This window comes from Salmonella sp. NW645 (assembly GCF_051703725.1).
GTDB lineage: Bacteria > Pseudomonadota > Gammaproteobacteria > Enterobacterales > Enterobacteriaceae > Salmonella > Salmonella enterica.
In genome coordinates this window covers 405,620-425,224 of record NZ_JAMMKR010000001.1, presented here as the reverse complement: position 1 = coordinate 425,224, position 19,605 = coordinate 405,620, and the positions used below count along the sequence as shown (strand labels likewise).

Genomic DNA, 19,605 nt, shown 5'->3' with positions numbered 1-19,605 from the left:
CGAGGAAGTGAATACGTGCAACAGATAGCCCGCTCTGTCGCCCTGGCATTTAATAATCTGCCCCGACCCCACCGCGTTATGCTGGGGTCACTTACCGTTCTGACACTGGCCGTCGCCGTATGGCGGCCCTATGTTTACCACCCAGAATCCGCGCCAATCGTTAAAACTATTGAACTGGAGAAAAGCGAGACTCGTTCCCTCTTACCGGAGGCCAGCGAACCCATTGATCAGGCCGCGCAGGAAGATGAAGCTATTCCTCAGGATGAGCTGGACGATAAAACCGCAGGCGAAGTCGGCGTCCATGAATACGTCGTCTCCACAGGCGATACGTTAAGCAGCATTCTGAATCAGTACGGCATCGATATGAGCGATATTAGCCGACTTGCCGCTTCTGATAAGGAGCTGCGCAATCTGAAAATTGGCCAACAGCTTTCCTGGACACTGACCGCCGATGGCGATTTACAGCGTCTGACATGGGAAGTCTCCCGCCGTGAAACGCGTACCTACGATCGCACTGCCAACGGTTTTAAAATGAGCAGTGAAATGCAGCAGGGGGACTGGGTCAACAGTCTGCTGAAAGGCACGGTAGGGGGTAGCTTTGTCGCCAGCGCGAAAGAGGCCGGTTTAACCAGCAGCGAAATCAGCGCAGTGATAAAAGCCATGCAGTGGCAGATGGATTTTCGCAAGCTGAAAAAGGGCGATGAATTTTCGGTTCTGATGTCGCGCGAGATGCTGGATGGCAAGCGTGAACAGAGTCAGTTGTTGGGCGTGCGGATGCGTTCCGATGGTAAAGATTACTACGCCATTCGCGCCGCTGACGGTAAATTCTATGACCGTAACGGGGTTGGCCTGGCGAAAGGCTTTTTACGCTTCCCGACCGCCAAACAGTTCCGCATCTCCTCCAACTTCAATCCGCGCCGTCTGAACCCGGTTACCGGACGCGTTGCGCCGCATCGTGGCGTTGACTTTGCGATGCCGCAGGGTACGCCGGTGCTGTCGGTGGGGGATGGCGAGGTCGTGGTCGCTAAACGTAGCGGCGCTGCCGGTTACTACATTGCGATTCGTCATGGACGCACCTACACCACACGTTACATGCACTTGCGTAAGCTGCTGGTGAAACCGGGGCAAAAAGTGAAACGTGGCGATCGTATTGCGCTTTCTGGTAACACCGGGCGTTCCACAGGGCCGCATCTGCATTATGAGGTATGGATAAACCAGCAAGCCGTTAACCCTCTGACAGCAAAATTGCCGCGCACGGAAGGTCTGACGGGGTCAGATCGTCGTGAATACCTGGCACAGGTGAAAGAGGTTCTGCCACAACTGCGCTTCGATTAACAAATGCGCTGACAGAGCCGGTACGCGATGTGTGCCGGCTTTTTTGTTTTGTGTGAGACGCAGACGTCGCTACACTATTCACAATTCCTTTTCGCGTCAGCAGACCCTGGAAAAGCATGGAAACCAAAAAAAATAATAGTGAGTATATCCCTGAGTTCGAAAAATCCTTTCGCTATCCGCAGTATTGGGGCGCCTGGTTGGGCGCGGCGGCAATGGCGGGGATCGCATTAACGCCGGCATCATTCCGCGACCCTTTGCTGGCGACGCTGGGGCGTTTTGCCGGACGGCTGGGGAAGAGTTCTCGTCGCCGGGCGCTAATTAATCTGTCATTGTGCTTTCCGCAGCGTAGCGAAGCTGAGCGCGAAGCGATTGTCGATGAGATGTTCGCCACCGCGCCACAGGCAATGGCGATGATGGCTGAGTTGGCGATGCGCGGTCCGGAAAAAATTCAACAGCGTGTTGACTGGGAAGGTCTGGAAATCATTGAGGAGATGCGTCGTAACGACGAAAAAGTCATTTTTCTCGTTCCGCATGGCTGGGGCGTCGACATTCCGGCCATGCTGATGGCCTCTCAGGGGCAAAAAATGGCGGCGATGTTTCATAATCAGGGTAATCCGGTTTTTGATTATATCTGGAACACCGTGCGTCGGCGTTTCGGCGGACGTTTGCATGCGCGTAATGACGGGATTAAACCCTTTATTCAGTCTGTTCGTCAGGGCTACTGGGGCTACTACCTGCCGGACCAGGATCACGGCCCGGAGCATAGTGAATTCGTTGATTTCTTTGCGACATACAAAGCGACGCTGCCTGCGATTGGTCGGCTGATGAAAGTGTGCCGCGCACGCGTGATACCGCTTTTCCCGGTGTATAATGGTAAAACGCATCGCCTGACTATCCAGATTCGCCCGCCGATGGACGATCTGCTCACGGCTGACGACCACACTATCGCCAGACGGATGAACGAAGAGGTCGAAATTTTTGTCGGCCCGCATCCGGAACAGTACACCTGGATCCTGAAGCTGCTCAAAACCCGCAAGCCAGGCGAGATTCAGCCGTATAAGCGTAAAGATCTTTATCCCATCAAATAAATAAAGCCTCTCGTAAGAGAGGCTTTATGCTGACAAACCCTGTACTACCTGATGAACAGGTGTGGGGGAGTTTTACTCAACGGTCAAAATACGCGTGGTATTGGTTGAGCCGACGGTGCTCATGACATCGCCCTGAGTCACGATAACCAGGTCACCGGAAACCAGATACCCTTTATCGCGCAGCAGATTAACAGCTTCATGCGCCGCGACAACGCCATCAGCCGCGCTATCAAAATGCACCGGCGTTACTCCGCGGTAGAGCGCGGTCAGGTTCAGCGTGCGTTCATGGCGCGACATGGCGAAAATCGGCAGGCCGGAGCTGATACGGGAAGTCATTAGCGCGGTACGACCGGATTCCGTCATGGTGATGATCGCGGTAACGCCTTTCAGATGGTTTGCCGCATACATCGCAGACATGGCAATGGCTTCTTCAACGTTGTCAAACTGCACGTCGAGACGGTGTTTAGACACATTGATGCTGGGGATTTTTTCTGCGCCCAGGCAGACGCGCGCCATTGCGGCAACGGTTTCAGAAGGATACTGACCGGCTGCGGTTTCGGCAGACAGCATAACCGCATCCGTGCCATCCAGGACGGCGTTCGCCACGTCCATCACTTCCGCACGGGTCGGCATCGGGTTGGTGATCATCGACTCCATCATCTGCGTTGCGGTGATGACTGCGCGGTTTAGCTGACGCGCACGGCGAATCAGCGCCTTCTGGATACCAACCAGCTCCGGATCGCCGATTTCAACGCCCAGGTCGCCACGTGCGACCATCACAACGTCAGAGGCCAGAATGATATCGTCCATGGCGTTTTGATCGCATACCGCTTCGGCGCGTTCGACCTTAGCCACAATTTTCGCGTCGCAGCCGGCGTCGCGCGCCAGGCGGCGTGCATAGTTCAGATCTTCGCCGCAGCGCGGGAAGGAGACAGCCAGATAGTCAACGCCTATCAGCGCAGCGGTTTGAATATCGGCTTTGTCTTTTTCGGTCAGCGCTTCAGCAGAAAGCCCGCCGCCGAGCTTGTTAATGCCTTTATTGTTAGACAGCGGACCGCCGACGGTGACCTCGGTAAAGACTTTCATGCCCTGGACTTCAAGCACTTTCAACTGCACTCGACCATCGTCAAGCAGCAGGATATCGCCAGGAACGACATCTGCCGGCAACCCTTTGTAATCAATGCCGACTTTTTCTTTGTCGCCTTCACCTTTACCCAGGTTAGCGTCTAACAGAAATTTGTCCCCGATATTGAGGAACACTTTGCCTTCTTTAAAAGTGGAAACGCGAATTTTTGGCCCTTGCAGGTCGCCTAAAATAGCCACATGACGCCCCAGTTTGGCGGCAATCTCACGGACTTTATCAGCACGCATTTTATGATCTTCCGGCGAGCCGTGAGAGAAGTTCATACGTACTACGTTTGCGCCCGCGGCGATAACCTTCTCAAGGTTGTTATCGCGGTCAGTTGCCGGGCCTAACGTGGTAACGATTTTGGTTCTGCGAAGCCTTCTGGACATGTAATACTCCGTTGACTAAAACAACTTGGTGTTGCGTGAACATTGATCCGGTCGTTCTGAAACCTTAACGGTATAAAATGAACGTCCCCGGATGACGAAAAGGGTAGAACATTGTTATTGCTTTTAGCGGTCATCACTCCTGATGAGTAATTCTTTATCAAAACGCGATTCCTTGAGCGCTTCCTTGACACGCTTCAAGTTATCTCTGAATTTTGCCCCGCGACGCAAAGTAAATCCCGTTGCCAGCACATCTATCACGGTCAGCTGAGCAAGTCGAGAGACCATGGGCATATAAATGTCTGTATCTTCCGGTACGTCGAGGGTAATGGCCAGCGTGGCTTCGCGCGCCAGCGGCGTTCCAGCGGAGGTCAGGGCGATCACCATCGCATCGTTTTCCCGCGCCAACTGCGCCAGTTCCACCAGGCTCTTGGTTCTGCCAGTATGCGAAATGAGCACCACGACGTCATCATCGTTACAATTCATACAGCTCATCCGTTGCAGCACGATATCGTCGGAGTAAATCACCGGCACATTGAAGCGAAAAAACTTATTCATGGCGTCATGCGCGACCGCGGCGGAGGAACCAAGACCAAAAAAGGCGATTTTTTTTGCCTGGGTCAGTAAATCGACGGCGCGGTTGACGGCCGATTTATCCAGCGACTGACGAACATGGTCGAGACTGGCCATGGCGGACTCGAAGATTTTTCCTGTATAGGCCTCAACGCTGTCATCTTCATCCACATTGCGATTAACATAGGGGGTGCCATTTGCCAGACTTTGCGCCAGATGCAGTTTAAAATCAGGAAAGCCGCGGGTATTCATGCTGCGACAGAAACGGTTCACCGTTGGCTCGCTAACGTTAGCTTCCTGGGCCAGCATGGCAATGCTTAAGTGAATCGATCTGCCTGGGGCGGCCAGAATAACATCGGCGACTTTTCGTTCAGATTTGCTTAAATGTTCCAGTTGAGACTGGACTTTTTCCAGCATATTCATGATTAGCAAGGCTCATGGGTATTAGCGATTTCAATGATGCGCGAAACCGAGCGCGTTTTGTTAGATATTACTCCTGGCGGCTGTCAAAGGGGGCAAAATGGCTAAAAAAGGTGTCGTTTTTTTTCATTACATGACCGACGTCGGATTTTAAGTTCCAGCTTGTGTGGAAAAGCGACAATTTTATTAGGCGTTTTGCCGATTATATTGCCAATCAAACGCCGGTTCACCTATGAAAAGGCGTTTACGGTTTCCGTAATCTCGTAAAAGCAGTACAGTGCTGTGTAATAAAATTACAACGATATCCTGGCTAAAGTACCAGGAGATTAACTGAGGAGAATGACATGGCGGTAACGCAAACAGCCCAGGCATGTGACCTGGTCATTTTCGGCGCGAAAGGCGACCTGGCGCGCCGGAAACTGCTGCCTTCCCTGTATCAGCTTGAGAAAGCCGGCCAGATCCATCCGGATACCCGGATCATTGGGGTGGGGCGCGCGGACTGGGATAAAGAAGCTTATACCCACGTCGTGCGTGAGGCGCTGGAAACCTTCATGAAGGAAAAAATTGATGAAGGCTTGTGGGATACGCTGAGCGGCCGTCTGGATTTTTGTAATCTTGACGTTAACGATACGCCTGCGTTCAGTCGCCTGGGCGATATGCTGGATCAAAAAAACCGTACCACCATTAACTATTTTGCGATGCCGCCCAGCACGTTTGGCGCTATTTGCAAAGGGTTAGGGGAGGCTAAACTCAACGCCAAACCGGCGCGTGTCGTGATGGAGAAACCGTTGGGTACTTCGCTGGCGACCTCGCGTGAGATTAACGATCGGGTCGGCGAATACTTTGAAGAGTGCCAGGTATATCGTATCGACCACTATCTGGGCAAAGAAACGGTTCTCAACCTGCTGGCGCTGCGTTTTGCCAACTCGTTATTCGTTAATAACTGGGATAACCGCACTATCGATCACGTTGAGATTACCGTAGCGGAAGAGGTGGGGATTGAAGGGCGCTGGGGATACTTTGACCAGGCCGGTCAGATGCGCGATATGATCCAGAACCACTTGCTGCAAATTCTCTGCATGATTGCCATGTCACCGCCGTCTGACCTGAGCGCCGACAGTATTCGCGATGAAAAAGTCAAAGTGTTGAAATCGCTGCGCCGGATTGATCGCTCCAACGTGCGTGAAAAAACGGTTCGTGGTCAATACACCGCGGGCTTTGCGCAGGGGCAAAAGGTGCCGGGCTATCTGGAAGAAGAGGGCGCGAATAAAAGCAGCAACACCGAAACTTTCGTCGCTATACGCGTCGACATCGATAACTGGCGTTGGGCGGGCGTGCCATTCTATCTGCGCACCGGCAAGCGTCTGCCAACCAAGTGCTCTGAAGTCGTGGTTTATTTCAAGACGCCTGAACTGAACCTCTTTAAAGAGTCCTGGCAAGACCTGCCGCAGAACAAATTGACGATTCGCCTGCAGCCAGATGAAGGCGTAGATATTCAGGTGCTTAACAAAGTACCGGGGCTGGATCATAAGCATAATCTGCAGATCACGAAGCTTGATCTGAGCTACTCCGAGACCTTTAATCAGACGCACCTGGCGGATGCATATGAGCGCCTGCTGCTGGAAACGATGCGTGGCATTCAGGCGCTATTTGTCCGCCGTGACGAAGTGGAAGAAGCCTGGAAGTGGGTGGACTCCATTACCGAAGCATGGGCGATGGACAACGACGCGCCGAAGCCGTATCAGGCGGGCACCTGGGGACCGGTAGCGTCCGTGGCGATGATTACCCGTGACGGTCGTTCGTGGAATGAGTTTGAGTAAATTTGCCACTCACTCTTAGGTGGTATTTTACCGGTAACATGATCTAACACAGATTGTAGAATCATTTTTGCACTTTTAAGCCTCGTGTGGATTCACCTGCGAGGCTTTTTTTATTACACTGCCTGAAACGATTTTGCCCCATTATCACCGGACATCATGTATTTCACTGTCTTTCCACATTGATGAAACGCATGGTAAACCCGGTAGCCGGACAGATAAATTTCAGGAGCCTCTATGAATCCTAATTTGTTACGCGTAACACAGCGCATTGTCGAACGCTCGCAGCAGACCCGAAAAGCCTATCTTGCCCGCATTGAGCAGGCGAAAACCGCCACGGTCCACCGATCTCAACTGGCCTGCGGCAACCTGGCGCATGGCTTCGCCGCCTGTCAGCCAGAGGACAAAGCCTCGCTGAAAAGTATGTTGCGCAATAATATCGCCATTATTACCTCCTACAATGACATGCTCTCTGCGCATCAACCGTATGAACATTATCCGCAGATTATTCGTCAGGCCCTGCATTCCGTGAATGCGGTAGGTCAGGTCGCAGGCGGCGTACCGGCAATGTGCGATGGCGTTACGCAAGGGCAGGATGGCATGGAGTTGTCATTACTCAGCCGCGAAGTGATAGCGATGTCGGCAGCAGTAGGCCTCTCTCACAATATGTTTGACGGCGCGTTATTCCTCGGCGTATGCGACAAAATCGTTCCGGGGCTGGCGATGGCCGCGCTCTCTTTTGGTCATTTACCCGCGATTTTTGTTCCGTCAGGCCCGATGGCGAGCGGCCTGCCGAATAAAGAAAAAGTCCGTATTCGTCAGCTATATGCGGAAGGAAAAGTAGACAGAATGGCGCTGCTGGAGTCAGAAGCCGCCTCTTACCATGCGCCGGGCACCTGTACATTTTACGGCACCGCCAACACCAACCAGATGGTGGTGGAGTTTATGGGAATGCAGTTGCCGGGTTCCTCGTTTGTGCATCCGGATGCGCCGCTGCGCGAGGCATTGACTGCCGCTGCCGCACGTCAGGTAACACGTCTTACCGGCAACGGCAATACGTGGATGCCGCTCGGTAAAATGATCGACGAAAAAGTCGTGGTGAACGGCATTGTCGCGCTGCTGGCTACCGGCGGCTCCACCAACCACACCATGCATCTGGTTGCAATGGCGCGCGCGGCGGGCATTCTGATCAACTGGGATGACTTCTCGGATTTGTCGGAAGTGGTTCCGTTGATGGCGCGTCTGTACCCGAACGGTCCGGCGGACATTAACCACTTCCAGGCGGCGGGCGGCGTACCGGTATTGATGCGTGAGCTGCTCAATGCCGGATTGCTGCACGAAGACGTTAATACTGTCGCAGGCTTCGGCCTGAAACGCTATACGCTGGAGCCCTGGCTCAACAACGGCGAGCTGGACTGGCGTGAAGGCGCGGAAAGGTCACTGGATAACGATGTCATTGCCTCTTTTGATAAGCCGTTCTCTCCTCACGGCGGTACTAAGGTGCTAAGCGGTAATCTGGGGCGCGCAGTAATGAAGACGTCTGCGGTACCGGTTGAAAACCAGATCATTGAAGCGCCTGCCATGGTATTTGAAAGTCAGCATGATGTGCTGCCTGCGTTTGACGCGGGCCTGCTTGACCGGGATTGTGTCGTTGTCGTGCGTCATCAGGGACCAAAAGCGAATGGAATGCCAGAATTACATAAACTCATGCCGCCACTTGGTGTATTATTGGACCGCCGTTTCAAAATCGCGTTAGTTACTGATGGACGACTTTCAGGCGCTTCGGGTAAAGTGCCTTCAGCTATCCACGTAACGCCGGAAGCCTACGATGGCGGCTTACTGGCAAAAGTGCGCGATGGCGACATCATTCGCGTGAATGGGCAGACAGGTGAGTTAACTCTGCTGGTCGACGAGGCGGAACTTGCCGCTCGTCAGCCTCATATTCCGGACCTGAGCGCGTCGCGCGTCGGAACGGGGCGTGAGTTGTTTGGCGCGCTGCGCGAAAAGCTGTCGGGTGCGGAGCAGGGCGCAACCTGTATCACTTTTTAAGATGACACACTAGTAATCAGGCGAGAGAAGAATTCCGATGAAAAACTGGAAAACAAGTGCAGAAGCAATCCTGACCACCGGCCCGGTTGTCCCGGTCATTGTAGTCAATAAACTGGAGCACGCGGTGCCGATGGCTAAAGCGCTGGTGGCCGGGGGCGTTCGCGTTCTGGAAGTGACTTTACGTACGGCCTGCGCGATGGATGCTATTCGCGCTATCGCTAAAGACGTGCCGGAAGCGATTGTCGGCGCCGGAACCGTTCTCAATCCGCAGCAGTTGGCGGAGGTGACGGAAGCGGGCGCGCAGTTTGCGATTAGCCCGGGACTGACTGAGCCACTGCTGAAAGCCGCGACGGCAGGCACTATCCCATTGATTCCCGGTATTAGCACCGTTTCTGAACTGATGTTGGGCATGGACTATGGTCTGAAAGAGTTCAAATTCTTCCCGGCGGAAGCGAATGGCGGCACTAAAGCGTTGCAGGCGATTGCCGGCCCGTTCTCTCAGGTGCGTTTCTGCCCAACTGGCGGCATCTCTCCGGCAAACTATCGTGACTATCTGGCGCTGAAAAGCGTGTTGTGCATCGGCGGTTCCTGGCTGGTGCCGGCCGACGCGCTGGAAGCGGGTGATTACGATCGCATCACCAAACTGGCGCGCGAAGCGGTAGAAGGCGCGAAGCAGTAAGCCGTTAAATGCCCGATGGCGCTTGCTTATCGGGCTTACGAGTGGCGATCAGGCAGGCCTGATAAAAATGCGCTAACGTCGCCATCAGGCGATGGCGCATTAGCCTTTTACCGTCACGTGGCTGGCGGCCTTTTTCGCTTTTATCACCGCTTCTTCAACGTTTTCACCTGTCGCTAACGCTACACCAAGACGACGGGTGCCGTCGATCTCAGGCTTACCAAACAGCCGTACCTGTACTCCGGCTCCTACCGCCGCGTGTACATTATCAAACGTCACATTTCGACTGGTAAGCTGCGGCAGAATCACGGCCGAGGCAGCAGGACCATACTGGCGAATAGCGCCTACGGGCATTCCCAGAAAGGCGCGCACATGCAGCGCAAACTCAGAGAGATCCTGAGAAATCAACGTGACCATTCCGGTATCGTGCGGGCGAGGGGAGACTTCGCTGAAAATGACTTCATCGCCACAGACGAAGAGTTCAACGCCGAACAGTCCATGACCGCCTAACGCCAGTACCACATGGCGGGCAATCTCTTGCGCCCGCTTCAGCGCCAGTTCGCTCATTTGCTGTGGCTGCCAGGATTCGCGATAGTCGCCATCTTGCTGACGATGACCGACCGGCGCGCAGAAATGCACGCCATCGACGGCGCTAACGGTGAGCAGCGTAATTTCAAAATCAAATTTAACCACGCCTTCCACAATCACGCGACCCGCGCCAGCGCGTCCGCCTTGTTGAGCATACTCCCATGCCTGCGCGAGCTGTTCGGCCGAGCGGATAAAGCTCTGGCCTTTGCCGGAAGAGCTCATGACCGGTTTGACGATGCAAGGAAAACCCACTGCGGCTACCGCATCATGAAAACTGGCCTCACTGTCGGCAAAGCGATACGTCGATGTCGGCAGACCTAATTCTTCTGCGGCCAGGCGACGGATCCCTTCGCGGTTCATCGTGAGCTGCGTTGCACGGGCGCAAGGCACGACATTCAGTCCTTCGCCCTCCAGCTCGCGCAGCGTATCCGTGGCGATCGCTTCTATTTCCGGCACGATATAATGCGGTTTTTCCTCTGTTATCACATGACGTAGCGCCTCGCTGTCCAGCATATTAATGACGTGTGAACGGTGAGCCACATGCATGGCAGGCGCATCAGGATAGCGATCGACGGCGATAACCTCGATCCCCAGGCGTTGGCATTCAATCGCCACCTCTTTTCCCAATTCACCTGCCCCTAATAACATCACCCGCGTTGCTGCCGGACGCAGCGCAGTGCCTAATAGCGTCATATTTCTGTCCCCTTATTTACCTGCGCGCAGTATATACGAAAACGTTTGCGTATGTCTTTTCGAATAGATTGCTTTTCTTGCTGCCTTGCAATATACTGTATATAAACACAGGTAAATAAGGGGCTGCAAAATGGCGGTTGAAGTTAAATACGTAGTCATTCGCGAGGGTGAGGAGAAGATGTCATTTACCAGTAAAAAGGAAGCCGACGCCTGGGACAAAATGCTCGATACTGCCGATCTTCTTGATACCTGGCTTGAGCAGTCGCCAGTCGTGCTGGAAGATGGGCAGCGCGAGGCGTTGTCGCTGTGGCTGGCGGAACATAAAGAGGTGTTAAGCACTATCCTCAAAACCGGTAAGTTGCCTTCTCCGCAGGCGGTTGAAAAGGACGCCGCGAGTAAAACGAAAAAGCAAGCCGCCTGAACCCGTACTTGCGCTCCCGGCGTTTTGTACCATGCTTTTCCTGAATCATTGTGCTAAGGAGAAAAGTATGAATAAAAGAGGAGCGTTGTTGAGCCTGCTGTTGTTATCCGCCAGCGTATCGGCATTTGCGGCATCCACCGAGAGTAAATCGGTTAAGTTTCCGCAGTGCGAAGGGCTGGATGCCGCCGGGATTGCGGCAAGCGTGAAGCGCGACTACCAGCAAAATCGTATCGTGCGGTGGGCAGACGACCAAAAAAAGGTCGGGCAGGCTGACCCGGTCGCGTGGGTTAATGTGCAGGACGTTGTGGGTCAAAATGATAAATGGACAGTTCCGCTAACCGTTCGCGGTAAAAGCGCCGATATTCATTATCAGGTCATCGTTGATTGCAAAGCCGGCAAGGCGGAATATAAGCCCCGCTAGCAGCGTAATTTGCGCTTCTTTTGCCGGAACAGACAATTCCTGACATCCCCTCAGGTACGCTTGACCATTATTGGTCTGTATTTGAGGGGTACTATGGCTAACTGGTTGAACCAATTACAATCACTTCTTGGGCAAAAAGGCGCTTCCGCATCGCCTTCCGGTGAACAGGGGTTAAATAAACTGCTGGTTCCCGGCGCGCTGGGCGGTCTGGCTGGACTGTTGGTCGCCAATAAGTCTTCGCGCAAATTATTAACCAAATACGGTACTGGCGCTTTGCTGGTGGGCGGCGGCGCGGTGGCGGGTTCCGTATTGTGGAATAAGTACAAAGATAAAGTACGCGCTGCGCATCAGGGGGAGCCGCAATTCGGCAGCCAAAGTACGCCGCTGGATGTTCGCACTGAGCGACTGATCCTGGCGCTGGTTTTTGCTGCAAAAAGCGATGGGCATATTGATGCCAAAGAACGCGCGGCGATTGAGCACCAACTGCGAGAATCAGGTGTAGAAGAGCAAGGGCGTGTGTTTATCGAGAAAGCTATTGAGCAGCCGCTTGATCCACAACGTCTGGCACAGGGTGTTCGCAATGAAGAAGAAGCCCTGGAAATCTACTTCCTGAGCTGCGCCGCCATTGATATTGACCACTTTATGGAACGTAGCTATCTGAATGCGTTAGGAGACGCGCTAAAAATTCCTCAGGAGGTTCGGGACGGTATCGAGCAGGACTTGCAGCAGCAAAAACAGGCGCTACCAGGCTGATAACCTGCCATTAAGTAACATGTTTCGCTTGCATCATGCGTGTCTTTTGCCACCCTTATAGGATGGATAGTTTACGTCATTCATGTTGCAGGATAGCGGCGAAGCAGTGACATCTCAGGCGCTTACCGAGGTGAGCGACCGGGACTACCATGCTACGCCGCTGTGTTTGCCGCGTGATATATAACAAATATTAACGCAAAAGAAAAAACGACATGTTGCCAAAAGCCAATCGAATTCCCTATGCCATGACCGTACATGGCGATACGCGCATTGATAATTATTACTGGCTGCGAGATGACACTCGCTCGCAGCCGGAAGTCCTTGATTACCTGCATCAGGAAAATGAGTATGGCCGGAAGGTCATGTCCTCTCAGCAGGCGTTACAGGACCGCATTCTAAAAGAAATTATCGATCGCATCCCGCCCAGAGAAGTTTCCGCTCCGTATGTGAAAAACGGCTATCGCTACCGTTATATCTATGAACCCGGCTGCGAATATGCCATCTATCAACGACAATCGGCGTTAAGCGAAGAGTGGGATGTGTGGGAAACCTTGCTCGATGCGAACCAGCGGGCCGCGCACAGCGAATTTTATACGCTCGGCGGACTTGCCATTACGCCGGATAATACCATCATGGCGCTGGCGGAAGATTATTTATCCCGTCGTCAGTATGGGTTGCGTTTTCGTAACCTCGAAAGCGGTAACTGGTATCCGGAACTGCTGGATAACGTTGCGCCTGAATTTGTCTGGGCCAATGATTCCCTGACCCTTTACTATGTGCGTAAGCATAAGAAGACGCTGCTGCCCTATCAGGTTTGGCGGCACACGATTGGCACTCCGTCATCGCAAGATGAACTGGTATATGAGGAGAAAGACGATACCTTTTATGTCAGCCTGCATAAAACCACTTCGCAGCATTATGTGGTGATTCATCTTGCCAGCGCCACCACTAGCGAAGTGCTGTTACTTGACGCGGAACTGGCCGATGCCGAGCCGTTTTCATTTTTACCGCGTCGCAAAGACCATGAATATAGTCTCGATCACTATCAACATAAGTTTTACCTGCGTTCTAACCGGAACGGTAAAAACTTTGGGTTGTACCGTACCCGCGTGCGCAATGAAAACGCCTGGGAAGAGCTGATCCCTCCGCGCGAGCATATTATGCTGGAAGGGTTTACCCTGTTTACCGACTGGTTAGTGGTCGAAGAGCGTCAACGGGGGCTTACCAGCCTGCGGCAAATTAACCGTAAAACCCGTGAAGTGATAGGCATTGCCTTTGACGATCCGGCTTACGTGACGTGGCTTGCCTATAATCCCGAACCTGAGACCTCCCGGCTGCGTTACGGCTATTCTTCAATGACGACGCCAGATACCTTGTTTGAACTGGATATGGATACCGGAGAACGACGGGTACTTAAACAGACGGAAGTGCCTGGATTTGATTCTGGCTGTTATCAGAGCGAACACCTGTGGATCACCGCGCGCGACGGCGTCGAAGTGCCGGTATCGTTGGTTTATCATCAGAAGTATTTTCGTAAAGGGCAAAATCCGCTTCTGGTTTACGGCTACGGATCTTACGGTTCCAGTATTGACGCCGACTTCAGCAGCAGCCGACTGAGCTTGCTGGATCGTGGCTTTGTTTACGCAATCGTACACGTTCGCGGCGGCGGTGAGCTGGGGCAGCAGTGGTATGAAGATGGCAAGTTCCTCAAAAAGCGGAATACTTTTAATGATTATCTTGATGCCTGCGATGCCTTATTAAAACTGGGTTACGGTTCGCCGTTGCTGTGTTACGGGATGGGCGGGAGCGCGGGCGGAATGTTAATGGGCGTCGCTATCAACGAACGCCCCGAGCTTTTCCACGGCGTTATTGCCCAGGTACCCTTTGTTGATGTATTAACCACGATGCTGGATGAGTCGATCCCACTAACGACAGGAGAGTTTGAAGAGTGGGGGAACCCGCAGGATATTGAGTATTATGACTATATGAAAAGCTATAGTCCTTATGACAATGTCAAAGCGCAGGACTATCCGCACCTGCTGGTGACGACAGGATTGCACGATTCCCAGGTGCAATACTGGGAACCGGCGAAGTGGGTGGCAAAATTACGCGAGCTAAAAACGGATCAACGTCTGCTGCTGTTATGTACGGATATGGACTCCGGGCACGGTGGTAAGTCGGGGCGGTTTAAATCCTACGAAGGCGTCGCGCTGGAGTTCGCCTTTTTAATCGGCCTGGCGCAGGGAACCTTACATAGCGCATAGACGCGCGCGCCCGCAACGGCTTGTGAGCGTCGCGGGTTATTGTGGTGTTCCATTGCTGCGTTGCTCGTCAGCCTGAACATCTTCCAGGTAGTGTTTAAGCGTCAGGCGAAGTTCCGGGCTCATATTATCAAGGTTATTAAAAAGCCAGCGTAAATAGCCCGGATCGCGTTTTGCGACTTCAGATACCGCCTTACCGCGGTATTTACCGAACGGGAAAGTGGTTAACAGCGCAGGACGGCCCGTGATATTGACCATCTCTTCCGCGGTCCAGCCAGTGGTTCGCATAATATCAATCAGCAAGGCGGCGGTGATATAGCAATCATAAAGCGCCCGGTGATGATGCAGCCCCGGCGGCGTTTGTACGCTTAGTTTGCGCGATTTATAGAGCGCCATATTGCTGTATTTTATTCCCGGCCACAGGCGTCGCGACAACTTCATGGTACAGATCCACTCACCCGGCAATTCAGGTAATACGCGTCTGTCGAAACTGGCATTGTGAGCGACATACCACTCACTACCGTAATAAAGCGGTATGACATCTTCAATCCACGGCTTATCGGCGACCATGGCTTCGGTAATACGGTGTATCGCCATCGCCTGCGGCGTAATAGGGCGATCGGGGCGTATCAGGTGACTCATGGGATTGACAATGTTGCCATCAATGACATCAACAGAGGCTATCTCTACGATCCCGCCCTGCAGCCCGCAGGTTTCCGTGTCTATAATCCGCAACATGATTCATTCCTCACCGAAAGACCTTAGCGTAATGGAATGATATCGCCTTGCCAACCCTCCGTTGTGCGCAGGCCCGTCAGTAATAGCGAACCGCAATCGGCACGAACAATAAGTTGCCCGCTTTCATCCCACAGCGCGCTACTGCCACAGGCATTGGCCATCAGTACGGCCAGCGCATATTTATGCGAAAAACGTTGTAAGCGTGAGGTAGAAGCATGTAGTTCAGGTTCGTTAAGACATTGACTGGTTGTGAATAACGTAAATGAGGGATCTATATCACCACCTTCTGGCTGCTCATCCATCACGTTGATAGCGCTTCGCTGCCTGGCAATACAGGCGCCATGACTTTTGTGAAACATGAGCGGCGACGTTAGCCATGGGGCAAAAATAGCGATGCCTTTTACGAAGCGGCAGTTATGCTCAACAGGCATACCCACAATGATAGTCATATGGTGAGTATCGGCCGCATGAGTGAGCGGCTGTAAAAGCGCCTCGTCAGGCGGGGCGGGCAACGATTTATTTCTTTCGTCGCAGCCTGATAGCGACAGTGACGGAAAGACCAGCAGTTCGCACTGTTGACGAGCCGCAAGCTCAATATATTCCAGATGATGGGCAACATGCTCCGCCGGCGAGGCGTTCAGGGGCGCATACTGCGCAGCAGCAATTTTCCAGGAGGACATAATGACTTCCTTTTCATAGTCTCTACAGCCATTCTAAAAAGCATAGGTTAAGAATCGCCTTATAATGTAGTCGTCTGCATGTAAGGAAGTGTAACGTTATATAATTTTTATTTAACTTTGGGTTCGTAAGGGAGTCGGGATAGTGATACGGAAGCCAGACGATGGGCAATCAGCCGCTCGCGAAACCAGGCGCGTAGATGCTCTGGCTGCTCACGTTCGACCACCTCCGCGACAACTGGCATATTGTAGCGCTCTTTAAATGCCACCCCGGCTGCCGCCAGGTCCACATTGACTTTATCCATTTCCGCTTGTTCAAGCTGAGCCAGATTCGTTTTCATACGCGTCTCCTTTTTTGTTGCCGCCAGAAGGTACTAAGAGTCCGCGGTAATGGCAAGATGGAAATGATGATCCTCGACTCATTGATTGTTGAAGGTTATTCTTTGTAACGTAGGTATAACAAAAAGGAATAGTGAATATGGTTTCTTCTGCACCATCGCGACGTTTAGCTTTACTGCTGTTGGCATCGACATTTGCGACGCCAGCGGCCTGGGCACATGCGCACCTGACGCATCAGTATCCAGCGGCGAATGCTGCCGTTACGGCCTCGCCACAGGCGCTGACCCTGAATTTTTCTGAAGGGATTGAGTCAGGATTCAGCGGCGCAACCATTACTGGCCCTCAGCAAGAGTCCATCAAAACGCGCCCGGCAAAGCGAAATGAACAGGATAAAACGCAGTTGATCATCCCGCTTGAGCAGCCGTTAAAATCTGGCGCTTACACGGTAGACTGGCACGTTGTGTCGGTGGATGGGCATAAAACAAAAGGGAAATACACCTTCAGCGTGAAATAAATGATGCTGACATTCGTCTGGATAACTCTCCGATTTATTCATTTTGCTAGTTTGATGCTGGTCTACGGCTGCGCGCTTTACGGCGCCTGGCTGGCACCCGCACCAATTCGTCGTTTAATGACGCGTCGATTTTTACATCTGCAACGACATGCTGCCGCCTGGAGCGTTATCAGCGCGGCTTTTATGCTGGCGATTCAGGGCGGACTGATGGGCGGCGGCTGGCCCGATGTTTTTTCCGTCTCGGTGTGGGGCGCGGTACTGCAAACCCGCTTTGGCGCGGTCTGGATATGGCAAATTATCCTCGCGCTGGTCACGCTGGCGGTGGTAGTCATTGCGCCGGTAAAAATGCAACGACGGCTTCTTATTCTAACCGTTGCTCAGTTTATCCTGCTGGCAGGCGTTGGACATGCGACGATGCGCGACGGTGTAGCGGGAACATTACAGCAGATTAACCATGCTCTGCATTTACTCTGTGCCGCAGCCTGGTTTGGTGGGCTGTTGCCAGTGGTTTATTGTATGCGCATGGCTCAGGGACGCTGGCGTCAACATGCTATTAGCGCCATGATGCGTTTTTCTCGTTATGGTCACTTTTTTGTGGCGGGCGTATTGTTCACAGGCATTGGCAACACGCTATTTATCACGGGATTTACCGCTATCTGGCAGACCACCTATGGACAGTTGCTTTTGTTAAAATGTGCGCTGGTGGTGCTTATGGTAGCAATTGCGCTGACGAATCGGTATGTTCTCGTACCACGTATGCGACAGGAAAATCCCCGGACTGACCTATGGTTTGTCAGGATGACGCAAATTGAATGGGGCGTTGGAGGCATAGTTCTGGCGATCGTCAGCCTGTTTGCAACCCTCGAACCTTTCTGATGGACTGGCATAACGAATGAAAAAAATACTCCTTCCGGCGCTTCTGCTGGCCACTTCGGGCGTAGCGTTGGCGGCGCCGCAGGTGATTACCGTAAGTCGTTTTGAAGTAGGAAAAGACAAGTGGGCGTTTAATCGGGAAGAGGTCATGTTGACCTGTCGGCCTGGCCAGGCGCTCTATGTGATCAACCCCAGTACGCTGGTGCAGTATCCCTTGAATGCCATTGCCGAACAGCAAGTAGCGGAGGGTAAAACGCGCGCTCAGCCTATCGCCGTCATTCAAATCGATAACCCGGCGAAGCCCGGTGAGAAAATGAGTCTGGCGCCGTTTATCGAACGTGCGCAAAAGCTTTGTGATCCATCCAATAGCTGACTGATTTTTAATAAAAAACCGTAAACCTTTACGAAAAGGCTTACGGTTTTTTTATCTCTGATGACAGACAAAACGCCAGGTTTTTTCAATCACCTTCGTCACAAACTGGAAAACCTGGCGTCGTCATCTATTCTTAAAGGGCAAGGCGATTTAGCCTGCATTAATGCCAACTTTTAGCGCACGGCTCTCTCCCAAGAGCCATTTCCCTGGACCGAATACAGGAATCGTATTCGGTCTCTTTTTATTTTCCTTACAAATCAAACAATTAAAAACGCTTGTCCGAAAATGTCCGAAATTTGTCCGAATTTCTGTATTCCGGTCTTTTTGGTTATATCACAATCAAATTAAATTTAACATTTATTTCACAACGAAAATTGGAGTATTAGAGCATCATATAAGCTTTATCATCACGCTCATCGAGATAGAGTTTCGTGGTGTTCGCTGATGTGTGGCCCAGGAGTTTTTGGGCGAACACCTCGCCGTGCTCGTTTTTGTACAGCCGCCCGGCCAGACTTCGGATCTCGTGAAATGTCGGTGGATTATTGCTGAAGTTAACGCCGGAGGCTTTTCTTGCTTTTACAAATGTCTTTGTCAATCCATCCGGATGAATATTCCCGGTCGGGCTATTTTTCCTGATTCCGGCACTGATCATGAAATCAGTGCGGCTTACCAGTCGGCAGCGATCGATTACCGTTCCCAGACGTAACCCCGTCGCCCGAAGTGTCAGGGAGAGGGGAATGGCTATTTTCATTCCGGTTTTAATCTGAGTTACGTATAAGCGGTTGTCAAAAACATCACTAAATTTCATATTTACGATATCCTCCCTACGTTGACCAGTAACGAGCGCTAAATCCATCGCGAGAGGGAACCATGCAGGCATATGCTCTGCTGCCGCCCGTGTGGCGTTACACGTTTCCAGTTGCAAGCGTTCCCTGGCAACCTTAATCTCTGGTATCCGGGTTGCTTCCACCGGGTTTTTCACAATATGCCCTTCGACAATAGCTTCTCTGAACATGTCAGATAGAACTGATCTCATTGCTCCCGCCATAGTGTTTTTTCCCTCGGTTATCCACGACTCAAGAAACTTGGCAATGTGCCGGGTTGTTACTTCTGCCAGTATTATTTCCCCCATTTTTTCGCGTACGGTCACTAATTGATTACCGCGAATCTTGTAGGTATTAACCGACAGACTCCGGCGCTGTAATAAAACCTCATAGCGATCAATCCATGCGGACACAGTGAATGAGTCCGTTCCTTTTAGCTTTTCAATAAGCGCCACTGGCGTGTGGTTTTGCGCTATGAAGTTGTTTGCCTCTATGGTCTGTGTGATAGCGTCCCTGCGGGCGATCTGACCGAGCGGAAATTCCTTGTCAGTTACCGGGTTACGCCAGAAAAAAGATTTACTGGCCTTACGGTAGGTGAGGTTCCTCGGGAGGTTAGCATCGTACTTTTTTCGACTCACTGATCAACTTCTCCAGCAATGC

The 19,605-nt window shown here is 52.4% G+C and carries 19 protein-coding genes; 12 read left to right on the top strand and 7 right to left on the bottom strand.

Annotated features, from left to right (window positions below; translation table 11 throughout):
- The first annotated feature begins 15 nt into the window (after positions 1-15).
- Both mepM and lpxM read left to right on the top strand, forming a co-directional pair.
- Complete coding sequence (gene mepM / locus NA389_RS02160; protein WP_001184030.1) at positions 16-1,335, top strand: murein DD-endopeptidase MepM; 1,320 nt, start codon at positions 16-18, stop codon at positions 1,333-1,335.
- Positions 1,336-1,451: 116 nt separating this feature from the next.
- Positions 1,452-2,423 carry a lauroyl-Kdo(2)-lipid IV(A) myristoyltransferase gene (gene lpxM, locus NA389_RS02155; RefSeq protein WP_000448397.1) on the top strand — a complete coding sequence of 324 codons (972 nt, stop codon included), beginning with the start codon at positions 1,452-1,454 and terminating at the stop codon, positions 2,421-2,423.
- Between the two features lie 72 nt (positions 2,424-2,495).
- Here the strand turns inward: lpxM and pyk are convergent, their stop codons facing one another.
- A complete protein-coding gene (gene pyk, locus NA389_RS02150; protein WP_000091156.1) occupies positions 2,496-3,938 on the bottom strand; it encodes a pyruvate kinase in 1,443 nt (480 codons plus the stop codon).
- Between the two features lie 123 nt (positions 3,939-4,061).
- Positions 4,062-4,931, bottom strand: a complete 870-nt coding sequence (locus NA389_RS02145; RefSeq protein WP_001056719.1) for a MurR/RpiR family transcriptional regulator — start codon at positions 4,929-4,931, stop codon at positions 4,062-4,064.
- 341 nt (positions 4,932-5,272) lie between these two features.
- Here NA389_RS02145 and zwf point away from each other — a divergent pair, with 341 nt between their 5' ends.
- From zwf to kdgA, 3 genes are all read left to right on the top strand, one after another.
- Complete coding sequence (gene zwf, locus NA389_RS02140; RefSeq protein ID WP_000301711.1) at positions 5,273-6,748, top strand: glucose-6-phosphate dehydrogenase; 1,476 nt, start codon at positions 5,273-5,275, stop codon at positions 6,746-6,748.
- Positions 6,749-6,982: 234 nt separating this feature from the next.
- Entirely contained in the window at positions 6,983-8,794 is a 1,812-nt protein-coding gene (edd, locus tag NA389_RS02135) for a phosphogluconate dehydratase (protein ID WP_001069124.1), read from the top strand.
- A 37-nt stretch (positions 8,795-8,831) separates the two neighbouring features.
- The gene (gene kdgA / locus NA389_RS02130; protein ID WP_000800494.1) at positions 8,832-9,473 is read left to right on the top strand and encodes a bifunctional 4-hydroxy-2-oxoglutarate aldolase/2-dehydro-3-deoxy-phosphogluconate aldolase; all 642 of its coding nucleotides are present in this window, start codon (positions 8,832-8,834) and stop codon (positions 9,471-9,473) included.
- Positions 9,474-9,572: 99 nt separating this feature from the next.
- Here kdgA and purT read toward each other — a convergent pair whose 3' ends face one another.
- On the bottom strand, positions 9,573-10,751 hold the full coding sequence (gene purT / locus NA389_RS02125) for a formate-dependent phosphoribosylglycinamide formyltransferase (protein WP_000173437.1): 1,179 nt from the start codon (positions 10,749-10,751) through the stop codon (positions 9,573-9,575).
- Positions 10,752-10,881: 130 nt separating this feature from the next.
- On the opposite strand from purT, the gene yebG reads away from it, so the two are divergent.
- From yebG to ptrB, 4 genes are all read left to right on the top strand, one after another.
- Positions 10,882-11,172, top strand: a complete 291-nt coding sequence (gene yebG / locus NA389_RS02120; RefSeq protein ID WP_000257723.1) for a DNA damage-inducible protein YebG — start codon at positions 10,882-10,884, stop codon at positions 11,170-11,172.
- Between the two features lie 67 nt (positions 11,173-11,239).
- Entirely contained in the window at positions 11,240-11,593 is a 354-nt protein-coding gene (gene yebF / locus NA389_RS02115; protein WP_001042123.1) for a protein YebF, read from the top strand.
- Positions 11,594-11,686: 93 nt separating this feature from the next.
- Complete coding sequence (locus tag NA389_RS02110; RefSeq protein WP_000024707.1) at positions 11,687-12,346, top strand: tellurite resistance TerB family protein; 660 nt, start codon at positions 11,687-11,689, stop codon at positions 12,344-12,346.
- Positions 12,347-12,558: 212 nt separating this feature from the next.
- Positions 12,559-14,610 carry an oligopeptidase B gene (gene ptrB, locus NA389_RS02105; protein WP_000936989.1) on the top strand — a complete coding sequence of 684 codons (2,052 nt, stop codon included), beginning with the start codon at positions 12,559-12,561 and terminating at the stop codon, positions 14,608-14,610.
- 36 nt (positions 14,611-14,646) lie between these two features.
- Here ptrB and exoX read toward each other — a convergent pair whose 3' ends face one another.
- The 3 genes from exoX to NA389_RS02090 form a co-directional block, all read right to left on the bottom strand.
- On the bottom strand, positions 14,647-15,345 hold the full coding sequence (gene exoX / locus NA389_RS02100; RefSeq protein WP_000944280.1) for an exodeoxyribonuclease X: 699 nt from the start codon (positions 15,343-15,345) through the stop codon (positions 14,647-14,649).
- Between the two features lie 23 nt (positions 15,346-15,368).
- Positions 15,369-16,025 carry a carbon-nitrogen hydrolase family protein gene (locus NA389_RS02095; RefSeq protein WP_000100261.1) on the bottom strand — a complete coding sequence of 219 codons (657 nt, stop codon included), beginning with the start codon at positions 16,023-16,025 and terminating at the stop codon, positions 15,369-15,371.
- A 107-nt stretch (positions 16,026-16,132) separates the two neighbouring features.
- Positions 16,133-16,363, bottom strand: coding sequence for a DNA polymerase III subunit theta (locus NA389_RS02090; protein WP_000856225.1), 231 nt, complete (start codon positions 16,361-16,363; stop codon positions 16,133-16,135).
- A 137-nt stretch (positions 16,364-16,500) separates the two neighbouring features.
- Here NA389_RS02090 and yobA point away from each other — a divergent pair, with 137 nt between their 5' ends.
- Genes yobA through NA389_RS02075 form a run of 3 tightly spaced genes read left to right on the top strand, consistent with a single transcriptional unit; the run spans position 16,501 to position 18,121 of the window.
- Positions 16,501-16,875: a CopC domain-containing protein YobA gene (yobA, locus tag NA389_RS02085; RefSeq protein WP_001633679.1), complete on the top strand. Its 375-nt coding sequence runs from the start codon at positions 16,501-16,503 to the stop codon at positions 16,873-16,875.
- Complete coding sequence (gene copD / locus NA389_RS02080; protein ID WP_001633680.1) at positions 16,876-17,751, top strand: copper homeostasis membrane protein CopD; 876 nt, start codon at positions 16,876-16,878, stop codon at positions 17,749-17,751.
- A 16-nt stretch (positions 17,752-17,767) separates the two neighbouring features.
- On the top strand, positions 17,768-18,121 hold the full coding sequence (locus NA389_RS02075; RefSeq protein WP_000722368.1) for a YebY family protein: 354 nt from the start codon (positions 17,768-17,770) through the stop codon (positions 18,119-18,121).
- A gap of 382 nt (positions 18,122-18,503) precedes the next feature.
- Here NA389_RS02075 and NA389_RS02070 read toward each other — a convergent pair whose 3' ends face one another.
- The gene (locus tag NA389_RS02070) at positions 18,504-19,583 is read right to left on the bottom strand and encodes a tyrosine-type recombinase/integrase (protein ID WP_000087640.1); all 1,080 of its coding nucleotides are present in this window, start codon (positions 19,581-19,583) and stop codon (positions 18,504-18,506) included.
- Positions 19,584-19,605: the final 22 nt, after the last annotated feature.